Origin of the sequence: Hansschlegelia quercus, from assembly GCF_004310425.1 — a bacterium.
Taxonomy (GTDB): domain Bacteria; phylum Pseudomonadota; class Alphaproteobacteria; order Rhizobiales; family Methylopilaceae; genus Methylopila; species Methylopila quercus.
The window spans coordinates 78743-94628 of sequence record NZ_SIUB01000003.1; the positions used below are offsets into that span (position 1 = coordinate 78743).

Annotated in this window: 16 protein-coding genes; 8 read left to right on the plus strand and 8 right to left on the minus strand. The window is 67.4% G+C overall.

The window, feature by feature from the left end; genetic code table 11:
- Positions 1-27 precede the first annotated feature (27 nt).
- From EYR15_RS07335 to EYR15_RS07365, 7 genes are all read left to right on the plus strand, one after another.
- Positions 28-1029 carry a tripartite tricarboxylate transporter substrate binding protein gene (locus tag EYR15_RS07335; protein ID WP_131002591.1) on the plus strand — a complete coding sequence of 334 codons (1002 nt, stop codon included), beginning with the start codon at positions 28-30 and terminating at the stop codon, positions 1027-1029.
- A 69-nt stretch (positions 1030-1098) separates the two neighbouring features.
- The gene (locus EYR15_RS07340) at positions 1099-1578 is read left to right on the plus strand and encodes a tripartite tricarboxylate transporter TctB family protein (RefSeq protein ID WP_131002593.1); all 480 of its coding nucleotides are present in this window, start codon (positions 1099-1101) and stop codon (positions 1576-1578) included.
- A gap of 22 nt (positions 1579-1600) precedes the next feature.
- Complete coding sequence (locus EYR15_RS07345; RefSeq protein WP_131002595.1) at positions 1601-3175, plus strand: tripartite tricarboxylate transporter permease; 1575 nt, start codon at positions 1601-1603, stop codon at positions 3173-3175.
- On the plus strand, positions 3175-3897 hold the full coding sequence (locus EYR15_RS07350) for a GntR family transcriptional regulator (RefSeq protein WP_131002596.1): 723 nt from the start codon (positions 3175-3177) through the stop codon (positions 3895-3897). Before EYR15_RS07345 ends, EYR15_RS07350 begins: the two co-directional genes overlap by 1 nt.
- Before the next feature lie 96 nt (positions 3898-3993).
- Positions 3994-5256 carry a CaiB/BaiF CoA transferase family protein gene (locus tag EYR15_RS07355; RefSeq protein ID WP_131002597.1) on the plus strand — a complete coding sequence of 421 codons (1263 nt, stop codon included), beginning with the start codon at positions 3994-3996 and terminating at the stop codon, positions 5254-5256.
- Positions 5253-6053: an enoyl-CoA hydratase/isomerase family protein gene (locus EYR15_RS07360; protein WP_131002599.1), complete on the plus strand. Its 801-nt coding sequence runs from the start codon at positions 5253-5255 to the stop codon at positions 6051-6053. Before EYR15_RS07355 ends, EYR15_RS07360 begins: the two co-directional genes overlap by 4 nt.
- Before the next feature lie 29 nt (positions 6054-6082).
- A complete protein-coding gene (locus tag EYR15_RS07365; protein ID WP_131002601.1) occupies positions 6083-7186 on the plus strand; it encodes an AbrB family transcriptional regulator in 1104 nt (367 codons plus the stop codon).
- Between the two features lie 476 nt (positions 7187-7662).
- Here EYR15_RS07365 and EYR15_RS07370 read toward each other — a convergent pair whose 3' ends face one another.
- The 8 genes from EYR15_RS07370 to EYR15_RS07410 all read right to left on the minus strand — a co-directional run bounded on the left by EYR15_RS07370 (position 7663) and on the right by EYR15_RS07410 (position 13349).
- Positions 7663-8085 carry a hypothetical protein gene (locus EYR15_RS07370; protein WP_131002603.1) on the minus strand — a complete coding sequence of 141 codons (423 nt, stop codon included), beginning with the start codon at positions 8083-8085 and terminating at the stop codon, positions 7663-7665.
- Positions 8086-8137: 52 nt separating this feature from the next.
- Positions 8138-8593 (minus strand): DUF305 domain-containing protein, encoded by a 456-nt coding sequence (locus EYR15_RS07375; RefSeq protein ID WP_245498202.1) that lies wholly within the window; start codon positions 8591-8593, stop codon positions 8138-8140.
- Between the two features lie 61 nt (positions 8594-8654).
- Positions 8655-8942 (minus strand): copper-binding protein, encoded by a 288-nt coding sequence (locus EYR15_RS07380; RefSeq protein WP_131002605.1) that lies wholly within the window; start codon positions 8940-8942, stop codon positions 8655-8657.
- 23 nt (positions 8943-8965) lie between these two features.
- Positions 8966-9427 carry a cupredoxin domain-containing protein gene (locus tag EYR15_RS07385; protein ID WP_131002606.1) on the minus strand — a complete coding sequence of 154 codons (462 nt, stop codon included), beginning with the start codon at positions 9425-9427 and terminating at the stop codon, positions 8966-8968.
- 27 nt (positions 9428-9454) lie between these two features.
- Positions 9455-10858 carry a multicopper oxidase family protein gene (locus EYR15_RS07390; protein WP_131002608.1) on the minus strand — a complete coding sequence of 468 codons (1404 nt, stop codon included), beginning with the start codon at positions 10856-10858 and terminating at the stop codon, positions 9455-9457.
- A gap of 10 nt (positions 10859-10868) precedes the next feature.
- Positions 10869-12305: a TolC family protein gene (locus tag EYR15_RS07395; RefSeq protein WP_131002610.1), complete on the minus strand. Its 1437-nt coding sequence runs from the start codon at positions 12303-12305 to the stop codon at positions 10869-10871.
- Between the two features lie 355 nt (positions 12306-12660).
- Positions 12661-13077: a hypothetical protein gene (locus EYR15_RS07405; RefSeq protein ID WP_131002614.1), complete on the minus strand. Its 417-nt coding sequence runs from the start codon at positions 13075-13077 to the stop codon at positions 12661-12663.
- On the minus strand, positions 13074-13349 hold the full coding sequence (locus EYR15_RS07410; RefSeq protein WP_131002616.1) for a metal-sensitive transcriptional regulator: 276 nt from the start codon (positions 13347-13349) through the stop codon (positions 13074-13076). The genes EYR15_RS07405 and EYR15_RS07410 overlap by 4 nt, the downstream gene beginning before the upstream one ends.
- An 85-nt stretch (positions 13350-13434) precedes the next feature.
- Between EYR15_RS07410 and EYR15_RS07415 the strand changes: the two genes are divergently transcribed.
- Positions 13435-15804 carry a heavy metal translocating P-type ATPase gene (locus EYR15_RS07415; RefSeq protein WP_131002618.1) on the plus strand — a complete coding sequence of 790 codons (2370 nt, stop codon included), beginning with the start codon at positions 13435-13437 and terminating at the stop codon, positions 15802-15804.
- The last annotated feature ends 82 nt before the right edge of the window (positions 15805-15886 follow it).

The window sequence follows — 15886 nt, forward strand, 5'->3', positions numbered from 1 at the left end:
GAACGCCGAATTGCTGGGAGGCCGCTCATGAAAATCCAAAGAACCATCGCGCTCGCCGCGATGCTGGCGGCGGGGGCGCCTGCGATGGCGCAGGACTTCAAACCGACGCGGCCCGTCGAATTCATCGTGGCGGCGGGCCCCGGCGGCGGCAGCGACACCTTCGCACGCGTCGTTCAGGCTTCGCTGTCGAAGTCTGGCCTGCTGACGAGCCCGATCATCGTCACCAACAAGGCGGGCGGCTCGGGCGCCGAGACCTTCATCTACGCCAAGACCAGCCCGGGCGATCCCTACAAGCTGTTCTTCGGCACGCAGGACGCCTACGTCCTGCCCCTCGCCTCGAAGCTTTCCTACAGCCTCGACGATCTGACGCCGATCGCCGCGATGGCGTTCGACCCCTTCCTGCTGTGGGTCAACCCGAAGACCTCCGGCATCGAGGACGTGAAGGGCTTCATCGCCAAGGCCAAGGAACAGCCCGGCGCGCTCAAGGTCGGCGGCGCCAAGGCGAAGGAAGCCGACGAGACCTTGATGACGTTGATCGAGCAGAAGGCCGGCGTCGATCTCACCTACATCCCGTTCAAAAGCGGCAGCGAGGCCGCGATCCAGGTCGCGGGCGGCCACATCACCGCCAACGTCAACAATCCGAGCGAGAGCGTCGAGCAGTGGAAGGCCGGCGTGCAGAAGCCGCTCTGCGTTTTCGAGGACGCCCGCCTCGAGGACAAGACGGTGATCGCCGATGGCATGTCATGGAACGCGATTCCGACCTGCGCCGAGTCCGGCATCGACGTGAAGAGCTTCGCGCAGCCGAGGACCGTATGGATGTCAGCGAAGACGCCGCCGGAGGCGGTCGCCTACTACACCGAGCTTCTGAAAAAGGCTGCCGAGACGCCGGACTTCAAGGCTTACGTCTCGCGCGGCGCCCAGATCCCGCGCGTGCTGACAGGCGACGCCTTCAAGGAGTTCATCGCCAAGCACAAGGCGTCTTACGCCGAGATGTACAAGACCAACGGCTGGCTGCGCGCCGAGAACTGACGCGGGCGCGCAGGGGCCGGCGGCCGAGCCGCCTGCGCTCCTGCGCCCGCATTTCCGGAGGTCTTCGCCATGGTCATCTCGCGCAACGCCGCAGAATTCGTCGTCGCCTTCGTCACCGGAGGGCTCGGCGCGCTGGTCTGCTACAGCGCGCTCCAGAACGGCGTCGCCTGGGGAGCCTCGGGCCCCGAGCCCGGGTACTTCCCCTTCTATGTCGGCTGCCTGATCATCCTCGGCAGCGCCGGCACGGCCGTCCAGGCGCTCTGGCGCTCTGGCGCTGCAGAGGTCTTCGCGGACGGCCACAATATACGCACGGTCGCGGCCTTCTTCGTGCCGCTCGTCGTCCTCGTCGCGCTGTGCCAGTGGCTCGGCCTCTACATCGCAATGGCGCTCTATCTGTTCTTCGCCACCTGGCTCGGCGCGAAGCTTCGGCCGTTCAACGCCTTTCTCGTCGCGGCTATCACCACCGCGGCGAATTTCGTGATCTTCGAGATCTTGTTCACCGTGCCGCTGCTCAAGGGGCCGGTGCTCGAATATTTCGGCATCTACTGAGCGGCCGGGAGGGACAGCCAGAATGGGCAATTTCGGCCAGCTTATGGACGGATTCGCGGTCGCTCTGACCACGCATCACGTCCTCATCATGATCGCCGGCGTGCTACTCGGCCTCGTGGTCGGCGTGCTGCCCGGCCTCGGCGCGCCAAACGGCGTGTCGCTGCTTCTGCCGCTGACCTTCGGGATGGACCCGATCGCGGCCATCATCCTGCTGACGTCGATGTATTGGGGCGCGCTGTTCGGCGGATCCACAACCTCGATCCTGTTCAACATACCCGGCGAGCCGTCTTCGGTCGCGACGACGTTCGACGGCTACCCCATGGCGCGCAAGGGCGAGGCTGTCCGAGCCCTGACGCTCGCCTTTGGGTCGGCGGGCATCGGCGCGATGACGGGGGTCATCGTGATCACCCTGCTGTCGGGCTGGGTCGCGCAGTTCGCGCTTCGCTTCGGCGCGGCCGAATATTTCGCGGTCTACTTCATGGCGTTCGCCAGTTTCATCGGCATGTCGGGCGGCTCGCCGTTCAAGACGCTCGTCTCAATGATGCTCGGCTTCGCCTGCGCGACCATCGGCATGGACACGATTTCGGGCGAAAGCCGCCTGACGTTCGATTGGGACCCGCTCATCGGCGGCGTCAGCTTCCTCATCGCCGTCATCGGGCTCTTCGGCCTAGGCGAACTGCTCATCACCATGGAAGAGGGCGTCAAGTTCGAGGGCGTGAAAGCGCGCCTGAGTATGACAGAAATCTTCAGGACGCTCGCCGAGCTTCCGCGCTACTGGGCGACGCTGATCCGCAGCGCCGCGATCGGCTGCTGGATGGGCATCACGCCGGGCGGGCCGACTGCCGCGTCCTTCATGAGCTATGCGCTCGGACGCCGCTTCTCGAAGCGCGGCTCGAAGTTCGGCACCGGCGAGCCTGAGGGGGTGGTCGCGCCCGAGACCGCGGACCACTCGGCGGGCTCCTGCGCGCTCCTGCCGATGCTCGCGCTCGGCATTCCGGGCTCCGCCACCGCCGCCGTGATGATGGGCGGCCTCATGATCTGGGGCCTGTCGCCCGGACCGATGCTGTTCACCACGCGCCCGGACTTCGTCTGGGGCCTGATCGCCAGCATGTATCTCGGGAACGTCATCGCGGTCGTTCTGGTGCTCGCGACCGTGCCGCTGTTCGCCTACGTGCTGCGCGCGCCGTTCAAGGTCGTCGGCCCGATCATCGCCGTGGTGTGCGTCATCGGCGCCTACACGGTCGCGAACCACATGTTCGACGTATGGCTGGCGCTGGTGTTCGGCGTCCTGGGCTACGCGTTCAAGAAGCTGAACTATCCGCTCGCGCCATTCGTGCTCGCCATGGTGCTCGGCGACAAGGCCGAGGACGCGTTCCGGCAGGCGCTTCTGACGTCCGACGGTTCGGCCTCGATCTTCTTCGCCAACGGCCTCGTCGCCACCATGATGGGCCTCGGAATCCTGCTGCTCCTGCTGCCGGCGATCTCCTACGTACACCGCCGGTTCAAGCCGGACGGCGCGCGAGAGGGCGTTGTTTCGGTAGTTGCGGCCGCGCGCTACGATGGTCGTGACGCGCCCGCGACGACTGCAGGTCAGTGATGAAGCCGACTAGCCCGATCATCCGCCATTCGCTCTACCAGTCATTGGTCGCCCCGTTGCGCGAGATGATCATGCAGGGCGAGTTGCGGCCGGGCGAGAAGGTGCCGGAGGAGCAGCTGTGCGAGCGGTTCGGCGTGTCGCGCACGCCGATCCGCGAGGCGCTCAAGGTGCTGGCGGCGGAGGGCGCGCTCGAGATCCTTCCGCACCGCGGAGCGATCGTCTCTCGCATCTCGGAAGAGAAGATCGCCGAGCTGTTCCCGATCATGGCCTCGCTCGAGCGGCTCGCGGGCTCGCTCGCCTGCGAGCGCGCCACCGACGCGGACGTGGCGCGCGTGAAGAACCTCCATGAGCAGATGATGGCCTGCTATCGGAGCGGCGACGAGCCCGGTTATCTCCGCTTCAACCGGCTGATCCATGAGACGTTCTTCGAGATCGCGGGCAACGCCACGCTCGTCGCGTTCTATCAGCAGATCCTGACCCGCATCAACGCGTGCCGCTTCGTGGTCCGGAAGAAGCCGGAGCACTGGCGGAACGCGGTCGCCGAGCATGAGGAGATGATCGGCCTGCTCGAGGCGCGCGCCGGCGCGGAGCTCGGCGAATTGCTCGAGCGCCACGTGACCGGCACGACCGTGGGCATCGCTCGCGCATACATCAAGGGAGAGACGGCCGCGCCGTCGAGCGACGGGCGGATGGCCGACGCCGGAGAACCGGCGGTCGCCTGACCGCCACGATCCAAGGAGGCGCTCGCCGCCTCCGAACGTAATTATTGATTTCGCTGCTCGGCACGGCCCGAGGCGATAGAGCCAGGAGACAGTCCCATGAGCGATGTTCTGGAACAGGAGCGCCTCGACACGGAGCGCAAGACCGAGACCGGCGCGTCGGCCCGTCCGCTTCCGTTGGCCGGCGTTCGCGTGCTCGACGTCAGCCAGGTGATGGCCGGACCTTACGCCTGCATGCTGCTCGGAGACCTCGGCGCGGACGTGGTCAAGATCGAGCCGCCGGCCGGCGGCGATCAGACGCGCGGCGCCATGGGATTCAAGATGAAGGGGCCCGACAGCATGGGCTTCCTCAACATGAACCGGAACAAGCGCAGCGTCGCGGTCAACCTGAAAACAGAGGCCGGCCGCGAAGTCCTGTACAAGCTCGTCGAGACCGCCGACATTCTGGTCGAAAACTATCGCCCGGGCGTCATGACGAAGCTGAAGTGCGGCTACGATGTCCTCAGCAAGATCAATCCGCGGCTCGTCTACGCTTCAATCTCGGGCTTCGGACAGACCGGCCCCTGGGCGGGCCGTCCGGGCTTTGACCTCATCGCGCAGGCCATGTCAGGCGTGATGAGCGTGACCGGTCATCCGGGCGGCGCGCCGGTGAAGGCAGGCGTTCCCGTGGCCGACATCGGATGCGGCCTGTTCGCGACCTATGCGGCGCTCGCGGCCTATATCGGGGCCAAGAGCACCGGCCAGGGCCAGTATATCGACGCGTCGCTGTTCGAGGCCGCCCTGGCGTTCTCCATCTGGGATACGTCCGAGTATTGGGGCACGGGCGTCGACCCTGTGCCGCTCGGCACCTCGAACCGCATGAGCGCGCCCTATCAGGCGGTCCGCTCCAGCGACGGTTACTTCGTCATGGGCGCGACCAACCAGAAGCTGTGGATCAAGCTCTGCGAGACGATCGGGCGCACCGAGCTGATCGAGGATACCCGTTTCATCGACAACCCCGCGCGGCTTAAGAACCGGCTCGTGCTGATCGAGGAGCTCGAGACCATTTTCGTCACCCGCACCTCCGAGGACTGGGTGGAGGCGCTGCTTGCGGTCGGCATCCCGGCTGGGCCGATGCACACCTATCCGGAAGCCTATGACAGCGAACACAGCCGCCATCGCCAGATGCGGATGGAGATCGATCATCCGATCGAAGGCAAGGTTCCGAACATCGGCTTCCCGGTGAAGCTGAACGGCACGCCGCAGCAGGTGCGCCTGCACCCGCCGCTGCTCGGCGAGCATACCGACGCCATCCTGACCGAACTCGGGCTCGATGCGGACGCCCGCCGCGACCTCGCCGACCGCGGAGCGTTCGCGTCGTGAGCGCGACGGAGCCGCTCGCCGAAGGCGCCGCGCCTCCACAGGGCGCGGTGCGGCTGACGATCGAAGGCGCCGTGGCGCGCGTGATCTTCGACCGGCCGCATGCGCGCAACGCGATGACGTTCGCGATGTATGAGGATCTCGCCGCCGCCTGCGGCCGGATCGCGGCGGATCCTCACGTTCGCGTCGCCGTCTTCCGCGGCGCGGGCGGCAAGGCCTTCGTCGCCGGCACGGACATCGAGCAGTTTCGAGCGTTCTCTTCCGGCGCGGACGGCGTCGCCTACGAACAGAAGGTCGACTCCTATGTCGGCGCGCTCGAGGCTCTACCGGTGCCGTCGATCGCGGTGGTGGAAGGCTGGGCGGTCGGCGGCGGCATGGCGCTCGCCAACGCCTGCGACTTCCGTGTCGCGACGCCCGGCGCGCGCTTCGGCGTGCCGATCGCGCGCACGCTCGGCAATTGCCTCTCGGTCGCGAGCCTTCGGCGGCTGACCGACGCGTTCGGGCCTGGGATCGTGAAGCGGATGTTGCTTCTCGCCGAAACGCCGACCGCCGAGGAGATGCCGGCGGGCTACGTCACCGTCACGGCCGACGTGGACGCGGCCGTCGAGGAAATGTGCTCGCGCCTTGCGGCGCACGCCCCGGTCACGCTGCGCGCCACCAAGGAGGCGATGCGGCGCCTGAGCCTCGATCCGCAGGCCTCGGACCATGACATCGTCGAGGAGGTCTACGGCAGCGCAGACTTCCATCATGGCGTGGAAGCGTTTCTCGCCAAGCGCGCCCCGACCTGGACCGGAACGTGACGCCCGCGGCGGCAAGGCGCTGACAGGCGATGTCCCGCGATCCTGAGCGCTTGCCGGCGCTCGCCCGCCGTCCGGCTCTCGTGAGCTGGGCGACGCTCGCGGCGCTCGCTGTTCCGCTGATCGTCCTGCTCGAACTGATGGGCTTTCCGGCCGCCGTTCTGGTCGGATCGATGATCGCCTCGATCACGGTGGCGGTTTCCGGCGGCAAGGCGCGCGCGCACCGCGGCGCTTTCCTTGTGGCGCAAGGCGTCGTCGGCTGTCTGATCGGGCATGGGGTCCCGGCGTCTGCGCTTGGCGGGATCGTCGCGAACTGGCCGCTGCTGATCGGCCCAATCGTGGCCGTCACGCTCGCCAGCAGCCTGCTCGGTTGGGCGATCGCGCGCAGCGGCGTCCTGCCGGGGACGACCGCGGTGTGGGGCTCCTCGCCGGGGGCCGCCGCAGCCATGACGCTGATGTCCCAGAGCTACGGCGCGGACTTCCGCCTCGTCGCCTTCATGCAATACGCCCGCGTCGTGATGGTGGTCGCGACGGCCTCGATCGTCTCGCGGGTGTGGATCGGCCCGACCGACGCGACCGCGCGGCACGTCTTCTTTCCCAATTTCGACTGGCGGGGCCTGCTGGTGACGGTCGCCGTGGTGGGCTTCGGCGTACCGCTCGCCCGAGCGCTGAAGATCCCGGCTGGCCCGCTTCTCGTCCCGATGGCGGTGACCATCGCGCTGCAGGACGCCATGGGCGTAACGCTCGCGCTGCCGCCCTGGCTTCTCGTCGTCGCCTTTTCCGTGATGGGGGTCAGCATCGGCACGCGGTTCACGCGCGAGATCCTGGCTCACGCCGCCCGCGCACTGCCGCAGATCCTGCTCTCGATCTTCGCGCTGATCGCGATCTGCGCGTTCTTCGCGTGGACGCTCGTCGCATTCGGCGGGATCGACCCGCTCACCGCCTATCTCGCGACCAGCCCGGGCGGAGCGGACTCTGTCGCGATCATCGCCGCGACCGCCAATGTCGACGCGTCGTTCGTGATGGCGCTGCAGACCGGAAGGCTGATCTTCACGCTGCTGGCGGGGCCCGGCATCGCGCAATTCATCGCTGCCCGCGTCGAAGCGGAACGCGCACGGAAGGTCGCCGCACCCTGATGCGCCCACTACATCGCCCTGCACGACCTGGTGTTCAGTGACTGCGAGGCGATCGTCGACGGCCGTCCCCCAGACAGGACCCGCGACCTCCGGGCCAAGCTTACCTACATCCCAAAGGGTTGCGGATCGAGGGATGGGCGCGTTCCCCGCCGCGGGAGAACTCCTTTCACGGCTCTGCACTTCGACCGGGCACGGCTGGCGAAAGAGGCGAGCCTCAAGTCGTTCGGGGACCTTCCGGACGCTCGCATGTATTTCGTCTACCAGAAGCTGATCACGACGCCGTCGAAGCTCCAGGATTTGCTGGCGTCGGGGGAGTTCGACGCCATGCACCTGGAAAGCCTGTGCGCCGTGGGTACATGAAAGCGACCAACGCGTCCAAATGAGGCGCTCGCGAGGCGTCCGTCCATCGCTACGTGTGCCAGCGCGCATCACTGCTTCGCCTGCACGAGCATGCGGTCGTAAAGGTCGTGGCGGATCTAATGCTGCACGAGGATCCCTTGCACCAGGGGCTTCGCCTTGGCCTTGCACCAGGCGCTAAGGCGCTCCGATTGCTCGTCCGCCGGCGCGTCTCCCATCACGTGGATGAGGCCGAGGGAGACCGCCCGCGACGCGTTCGCCGCGCGGATCACCACGATACCCGACTCCGTCTTCGACAGTCGGTCGAGCACCTCACGCTCGACATGGTCGGCGAAGCCAACGCCGTCCAAGTCGCCTTTCTTGGTGTCTTCAGCGAACCACCTGTCCTGCTGCGAGCAGACCAGCGTGAGGTTCTTAGCGAGGAAAGCCGTCGACAGCACGTCCGCCAGCATGTCGGTGTCCGGAGCCGAGGGGCCTGAACCTCCAGGAGCCGCGACCGCCGTTGACGCGCCGAACGCAAGGCAAATGAGGATGACGCGCATCGTTGTCCTCCTGAAAATGGCGGCGCCGGAATCGCCCGCACGCCGCCGTCCCTCACTTCGCATTGCCGACCTTGGCCGCCAACGCCTCGAATTCCGCGATCTCCTTCTCCTGGTCCTCGATGATCTTCTTGGCCCAGGTCTTCGCCTGCTGGTCCTTGCCGGACTGCAGCTCGATCTTGCTCATGGCGACCGCCCCACGGTGATGGGCGATCATCCCGCAGATGAAGGCGAGATCGGGATCCTTGATCGAGTGGGCGGCGCGCATGGTCCTGTTCATGTCGGACATCGCCTTCATCGACGCCTTCTGCGCCTCGCTCATGTCGGACGACATCGAATGGCTGGCCTTGTCGCCCATCTCCATGGCTTTGCCCGCCATGCCCTGACCGGACGAGGCCTGTTGGCAGGCCTTGGGAAGGCTCTCCGCGCCTTCCGGGGGCGACTTGGCGTCCTCGGCATGGGCCATGGCGGGCGCGAGCAGGAGGGCGGCGGCGAAGATCGTCTTGCGCATCATTTTGCTCCTTGAGTCGAGTAAGGGCGGCGAGCGCGCGGACCGCGCCCGCCGAACGAGGTCATTTCTTCTTCTGGATCTTGGTGACCGTGATCTGGCCATTCACGCGGTCGGCGTCGAAGGTGACCTTGTCGCCGACCTTCACGGACTTGAGCATCGCCGGGTCCGCGGCCTTGAAAACCATGGTCATCCCCTCGTCCATGTCGAGGCTCTTGATCGGACCATGCTCGAGCGTGATCTTCCCGGCGCTCTCGTCGATCTTCTTCACGGTGCCCTCGGCGGCGAAGGCCGCGGTGGCGGCGAACAGGACGGCGGCCATGGCGCCGCCCGCGATGTGGAACTTCTTCATCGTGGTCTCCTTGATTGCGGGGTTCACTTGACGGCGACGGAGCCGTCCATCCCGGCCTCGCGATGGCCCGGAATCAGGCAGGCGAAGTTGAAGTCGCCCGATTTCGAGAACTTCCAGACGATCTGGTCAGTCTTTCCCGCGAGGATCGTGCGACCGTTGGGGTCGTCATGTTCCATGTCGGGGTTCTTGCGCATCGCGATCGCGTGCTTGTCGTTGTCCGCCCGCGTGGCCAGCATGAATTCGTGGGTGAGCCGCCCCTCGTTCTTGAGGACGAAGCGGATCTGCTCGCCCTTCTTGGCGGTGACGGAAAGCGGCTCGAACAGCATCTTGCCGTCCGAGGTCTCCTTCATGACGATTTCGACCGTGCGCGACGGCGCCTTCGGATCCCCGGGCTCTCCGAACGCCGTGCTCTCGTGGTCGGAATGCGCGAGGGCAGCAGCGGGGATCGCGATGGCGGCGACAGCCGCGATCAACAGCTTCTTCATGAACATGCTCCTGATGGTGATGGACGTTCAGTGGTTCGCATGACCGCCGGAGCCCGCCTTGGGCTTCACGACGTCCATCTCGATGTCGCCGGGCTTTGGCTTCGCGGGAGGGGCTGCGGCCGCGTCCTGGTCCGGCCCCTTCCATTCGAAGGCGACCTGCCCCTCGGGGTGCTTGAACCAGCCCGGATCCTTGTAGTCGCCGCTCGCCAGCCCCTCGCGGACCTTCACGACCGAGAACATCCCGCCCATCTCGATCGGGCCGAACTGGCCGAAGCCGGTCATCATCGGCAGCGTGTTGTCGGGGAGCGGCATCTCCATCTCGCCCATGTCGGCCATGCCCGCGCCGCCCATCGGCATGTAGCCGGGGACCACCGCCTTGATCTTCTTGGCGATGTCCTTCTTGTCCACGCCGATGAAGTTCGAGACCTCATGGCCCATGGCGTTCATGGTGTGGTGCGACTTGTGGCAGTGGATCGCCCAGTCGCCGGGGGCGTCGGCGACGAAGTCGAAGGCGCGCATCTGTCCGACGGCGCAGTCGACCGTGACCTCCGGCCAGGCGGCCGCCTCCGGGACCCAGCCCCCGTCGGTGCAAGACACCTTGAAGTCGTAGCCGTGCATGTGGATCGGGTGGTTCGTCATCGTGAGATTGCCGAACCGGATCCTCACCTTGTCCCCCTTGGCGGCGACGAGATGGTCGATCCCCGGGAACACGCGCGTGTTCCATGTCCAGAGGTTGAAGTCTGTCATCTCCGCGACCCGGGGCACGTAGGTCCCTGGGTCGATGTCGTAGGCCGACATCAGGAAGACGAAGTCGCGGTCGACCCGGCGGAACGCCGGATCCTTCGGGTGCACGACGAAAAAGCCCATCATGCCCATCGCCATCTGGACCATCTCGTCGGCGTGCGGGTGGTACATGAAGGTCCCGCTCTTCCGGAGCTGGAACTCGTAGACGAACGTCTTCCCCGGCTTGATGTGCGGCTGGGTGAGTCCGCCCACGCCGTCCATGCCGGACGGCACCAACTGGCCGTGCCAGTGCACCGTGGTGTGCTCCGGCAGCCTGTTGGTCACGAAGATCCGGACCTTGTCGCCCTCGACGGCCTCGATGGTCGGGCCGGGCGACTGCCCGTTGTAGCCCCACAGATGGGCGACCATGCCGGGGGCGAGCTCCCGGATCACTGGCTCGGCGACGAGGTGGAACTCCTTCCACTCGCCGTTCATGCGCCAGGGCGCCGTCCAGCCGTTGAGCGTGACGACCGGGTTGTAGTCGACCCCCGTCGACGGAACGAGCGGCGGCTGCATGGTCGCCTCCGTCATGGTCGCGGCCTCGGGGATGCCCGCGGCTTGAACGCGGCCTGAGACGGCGGTCGCCGCCACCAGCGACGTCGCGCCGGCCGCGGACGCCGACAGGAAGGATCTGCGCGAGACGGTCATGGGTGTCTCCTCATTCGGGCGATGCGGCCGAGGCCGGATTTGCGGAGGCGGGCTTGGGTTCGGGCGCGGGTTCGTCGGCCGAGCCGCCGCCGATCAGGGCAGCCTGGAAATCGACGTCGGCGATGAAGAAGTCGCGCTTTGCCCGGATCCCCGCGACGTTCGCGGCGACGTTCTCGCGGGCGTTGGTGAGCAGCTCGAAGGCGTCGACCAGCATGCCGTTGTACTGGAGCTGCGCTTCCTCGGTGATGACCTTGCGGAGCGGCAGCACCCTGTCCTGGTATGCTCGGGCGATCTCGTGGCGGCCGCGGTAGGTGGCGTAGGCCTCGCGTGCCTCGGAGCGGGCGTTGACCGCCTTCTCGAGCAGGCGGTTGACCGCGCCCATGTAGGTCTCCCGGGCCTTGACGGAGCGCGCCCTCCCGAAATCGAAGATCGGGATCTCGGCGGCGACCTCGAATCCCTTCGGGTTCGCCTTCTCGCCATCCGCCGACCTAGTGTGGTTGGCGAGGCCCGTGACCTCGAGCATCGAGATCGCTCGGGTCTGCTCGGTGAGGCCGTAGGCTTGGGCGAGCGCGTCGAGCTCGAGGCGGTCCCCGATGATGTCGACCCGCTGGCGGATCGCGGTCGCCTCTACGTCGCCCTGGCTCTTGAGCCGCGGGAAGGACGGGAGCCTCCCGGGGAGCTTGTAATTAAGGTCGCGGCCCCAGAGGCCGAGTTGGCGCGTCAGAGCCTCGCGCTCCTTCGACGCCTCCAGCCGCGCCTCGGCAAGCTCGGTCGCGACCTCCGCGTAGAGCGCGCCGGAACGTGCCTGGTTGAGCTTGGTCGCGGCTCCGGTTTCGCCCAGCTTCTTGGTGAGTTCGGCGGCGGCTCCGGCCGACGCCCTCGCGCTCTCGAGAAAGGCGGCGGTCTCCCGCGCCGCCACGGCCCGGTAGAACGCCCGTCGCGCCTCGGTGGCGGTGCGGAAGGTCGCGGCGATCGCCTTGTACTGGGCCGCGCGGAATTCGGTCTTCGCGATCTTGGCCCGCTTTGGCAGCGTCAGGAGCTGAAGCAGGTCAGCGATCAGCCGCCGCTCGACGTCGAGGTCGCCCGAGCCGGCGACCCGCTCGATGGAGACCGTTGGCGACGGCGGCAGGCTCGCCTCGACGTACTCCGCCTCGGACACGCCGAGCACGTTGTACTCGGCCTGCAGGCCGCGATTGTTCAACAGCGCGATCTGCACCGCCGCGTCGGCGGTCAACGGGCGCGCGAGCAGCCTATCGACGCGGGCCTTGACCGCCGCGGCGTCCGACGCCGTGACGATCTTCGCCGTGTCCTTCCCGAGGTCGAGGGAGACCCTGGAGATGACGGGAGCCATCCCGCCGTCCGAGCCGACAGAGGCGCAGGCGGCGAGCGAGGCCGACAGCGCCGCGACCGCGGCTGTCCGCACGAGGAGCGGGCGCAGGGCCGCCATCACATCCCCTCCGCGGGTTTGGGAGAGACGCCCTTGTTCTGCTCGAGCCACAGCTTGGGCTCGACTGGACGGTAGTCGACCGTTCCCGCCGTTACGGAGGCGTGCCTGACCGCCGGAACGGGTGCGGAGGGATCGCGTGGATCGCCTCCTGCGACGGGCGACGGCAGTTGCGCGGTGCATCCGCCCACTAGAAGGGCGGCGGCAGCCGAGACGAGCGGCTTCATGGGGGAACCCCGGGATCTGAACGAGCAGGCGCGATGGCGCACGGGCGCCGGCGAGGCGCGCGATCGGTCAGATGTCTCGGGGTATGTCCGACGGAGCCCTGTTCAGGGCATGCGTCGGGCGTGCGAGGACGTCAGCCGACCAGCGCGGCGGACGGTCTCGGGGGGCGCTTGATGTGGACCGTCGGTCCCGCAAGGGCGACGGGGGCCGGAAGCGCGGGCAGGACGGTCACGGCCGCCGATACGGCGCCGAACGACGCGAACTCGATCGAGATGACCGCATGGCAGGTGTTGCTGCAGCAGGACGACTTGGCTGAACCAGGCTGTGCCATGTGGCTCGCGCAGTCCTCGGATGCGGACTGGACGCCCTGCTCGATCGAGGCAGCCACCACGATCTCGGACTTCGCTGTCGGGACGGCGCTTGCCTGCTGCGCCGCCACGGGCGGCGCGTCTTGGGCCGCGTGAGCCTCGCTCGGGGTTACCCAGCTCGACGCCATGAACATCGCGAGCGCGAGGCCCGCGAAGAGCCGCAGGAGCGAGTGAACGGTCATGCGCGCACCCTCCCGAGGACATGGACGAGTTCGGCGACCTTCTGGCGCTGCTCGTCCTTGTCGCCGGACTGGATGGCGTCCTCGACGCAGTGGCCGACGTGGTCCTTGAGGATTTCCTCCTCCACCCGTTTCAGGGCGGCGCGGACCGCGGAGATCTGGGTGACCACGTCGATGCAGTAGCGGTCCTCCTCGAGCATGCGCGTGATGCCGCGGACCTGACCCTCGATCCGGTTCAGCCGCTTTGCGCAGGAGGTCTTGGTGCAGCACTGCATGGCTTGATCGATACCCAATGGGGGTATACAACGCAAGCCGAAAAATACCCCGGTGGGGTATACTTCATGCAGGAGGGCTTGGCTTATGGAGACGCACATACACGCTCACGGTACAGCGAAGCCCGCCTCCTGCTGCGGCAGCCACGGACACGATCACGGAACCGGCTCGGCGACGGACCCGGTCTGCGGGATGTCGGTAGAGGTGGCGACCGCGAAGCACCGCGTCGACCGTTGCGGCAAGACCGAGTTCTTCTGTTCGGCCAGATGCAAGGCGAAGTTCGAGGCCGATCCCGACAAGTACCTGTTGCCGTCCGCAGCCGAGCCGGAGCCGATGCCCGAGGGCACGATCTACACCTGCCCGATGCACCCCCAGATCCGCCAGGTTGGCCCGGGCTCTTGCCCGATCTGCGGCATGGCGCTCGAGCCGGAGCTCGTGACCGCGGAGGCCCAGCCCAATCACGAGCTCGCGGACATGACCCGTCGGTTCTGGATCGGCCTGGCGCTGGCGGTGCCTGTCTTCCTGCTGGAGATGGGCTCGCACGTCTTTCCGGCCATCCACCACATCGTGCCGCCGACGGCCTCGGTCTGGATCCAGCTCGCGCTCGCGACGCCTGTGCTTCTCTGGGCAGGGTGGCCGTTCTTCCAGCGCGGATGGGCCTCTGTGGTCTCCCGCAACCTCAACATGTTCACACTGATCGCGATGGGCACTGGCGTCGCCTACGCCTACAGCGTGGTCGCGACGCTGGCGCCCGGGATCTTCCCCCCGGCGTTCCGCGGACCAGACGGAACGGTTGCGGTCTACTTCGAGGCCGCGGCCGTCATTACGGTGCTGGTGCTGCTCGGCCAGGTGCTGGAGCTGCGCGCGCGCGACCAGACCTCCGGCGCCATCCGCGCTTTGATCAACCTTACGCCTAAGACCGCGCGGCGGATCAGGGACGACGGCTCAGACGAGGAGGTCTCGGTCGAGCACATCGCCGTCGGCGACCTCATCCGCATACGTCCGGGCGAGAAGGTCCCCGTGGACGGCGAGGTTGTCGACGGTCGCTCCGTCGTCGACGAGGCGCTGGTCACAGGCGAGTCGATGCCGGTCTCCAAGGCCGCCGGAGACGCTGTCACGGGCGGCACGCTGAACCAGTCGGGCGGATTGACCGTCCGGGCCACCAGGATCGGCCGGGACACGATGCTGGCGCGCATCGTCCAGATGGTAGCCCAGGCGCAGCGCTCCCGGGCGCCGATCCAGCGGCTCGCGGACACCGTCTCAGGCTGGTTCGTGCCCGCTGTGATCCTGATCGCGGGCGTCGCCTTCGCGGCGTGGGCCGCGTTGGGGCCGGAGCCCTCCTACGCCTACGGCCTGGTCGCGGCGGTCGCCGTCCTGATCATCGCCTGCCCCTGCGCGCTCGGCCTCGCCACACCGATGTCGATCATGGTCGGGGTCGGCAAAGGCGCCGGTCTTGGCGTCCTTGTGCGGAACGCGGAAGCGCTGGAGCGGCTGGAAAAGGTGGACACGCTGGTGGTCGACAAGACGGGCACCCTCACCGAGGGCCGGCCGGCCATCACCGCGGTGATCACGACGGAAGGATTTACGGAAGACGAGCTCCTGAGCCTCGCCGCCGCGGTGGAGCGCGCGTCCGAGCACCCGCTTGGTCAGGCGGTGATCACAGCGGCCGAGGCGCGCGGTCTCGCCGTCCCGCCCGTCGCGGACTTCGACGCCCCGAGCGGCAAAGGCGTGTCCGGCGCCGTGGGTGGTCGCCTGGTGGTGATCGGCAACGCTTGGTTCATGAAGGCCGGCGGCGTCGAGGTCCCGGCCCTCTCCGACCGCGCCGACGAGCTGAGGCGCGACGGCGCCACCGCCATCTACGTGGCCGTCGACGGGAAGGCCGCGGGGGTCCTCGCCATCGCCGATCCAATCAAGTCCACGACGGCGGAAGCAATTCGCGCGCTGAAGTCCGAGGGGCTGCGCGTCGTGATGTTGACGGGCGATAATCGCACGACGGCCGAGACGGTGGCGCGAAAGCTCGGCATCGACGAGGTCGAGGCCGACGTTCTCCCGGAGGCCAAGCACGAAATCGTGGAGCGGCTGAAGCGCGAGGGCCGCGTCGTGGCGATGGCCGGCGACGGCGTGAACGACGCACCGGCTCTGGCTGCCGCTGACGTCGGGATCGCGATGGGCGCTGGGACCGACGTTGCGATCGAGAGCGCGGGCGTGACCCTCGTGCACGGCGACCTCAACGGCATCGTGCGGGCGCGGCGGCTCTCGGAGGCGACGATGTCGAACATCCGGCAGAACCTCGTACTGGCCTTCGTTTACAACGCGGCGGGGATCCCGATCGCCGCAGGGGTGCTCTACCCCGCCTTCGGGCTGCTGCTCTCGCCCGTCGTGGCGGCCGCGGCGATGGCGCTGTCGTCTGTCAGCGTCATTGGAAATGCCCTGAGGCTAAGGGCGAAATCGATCTAATATCCGCGATCAGGCATCTATCCGCCGAGACGGCCAAGACGATGGAGATCGAAACCGCTGTGCACGCCGACTCGAAGCTGGG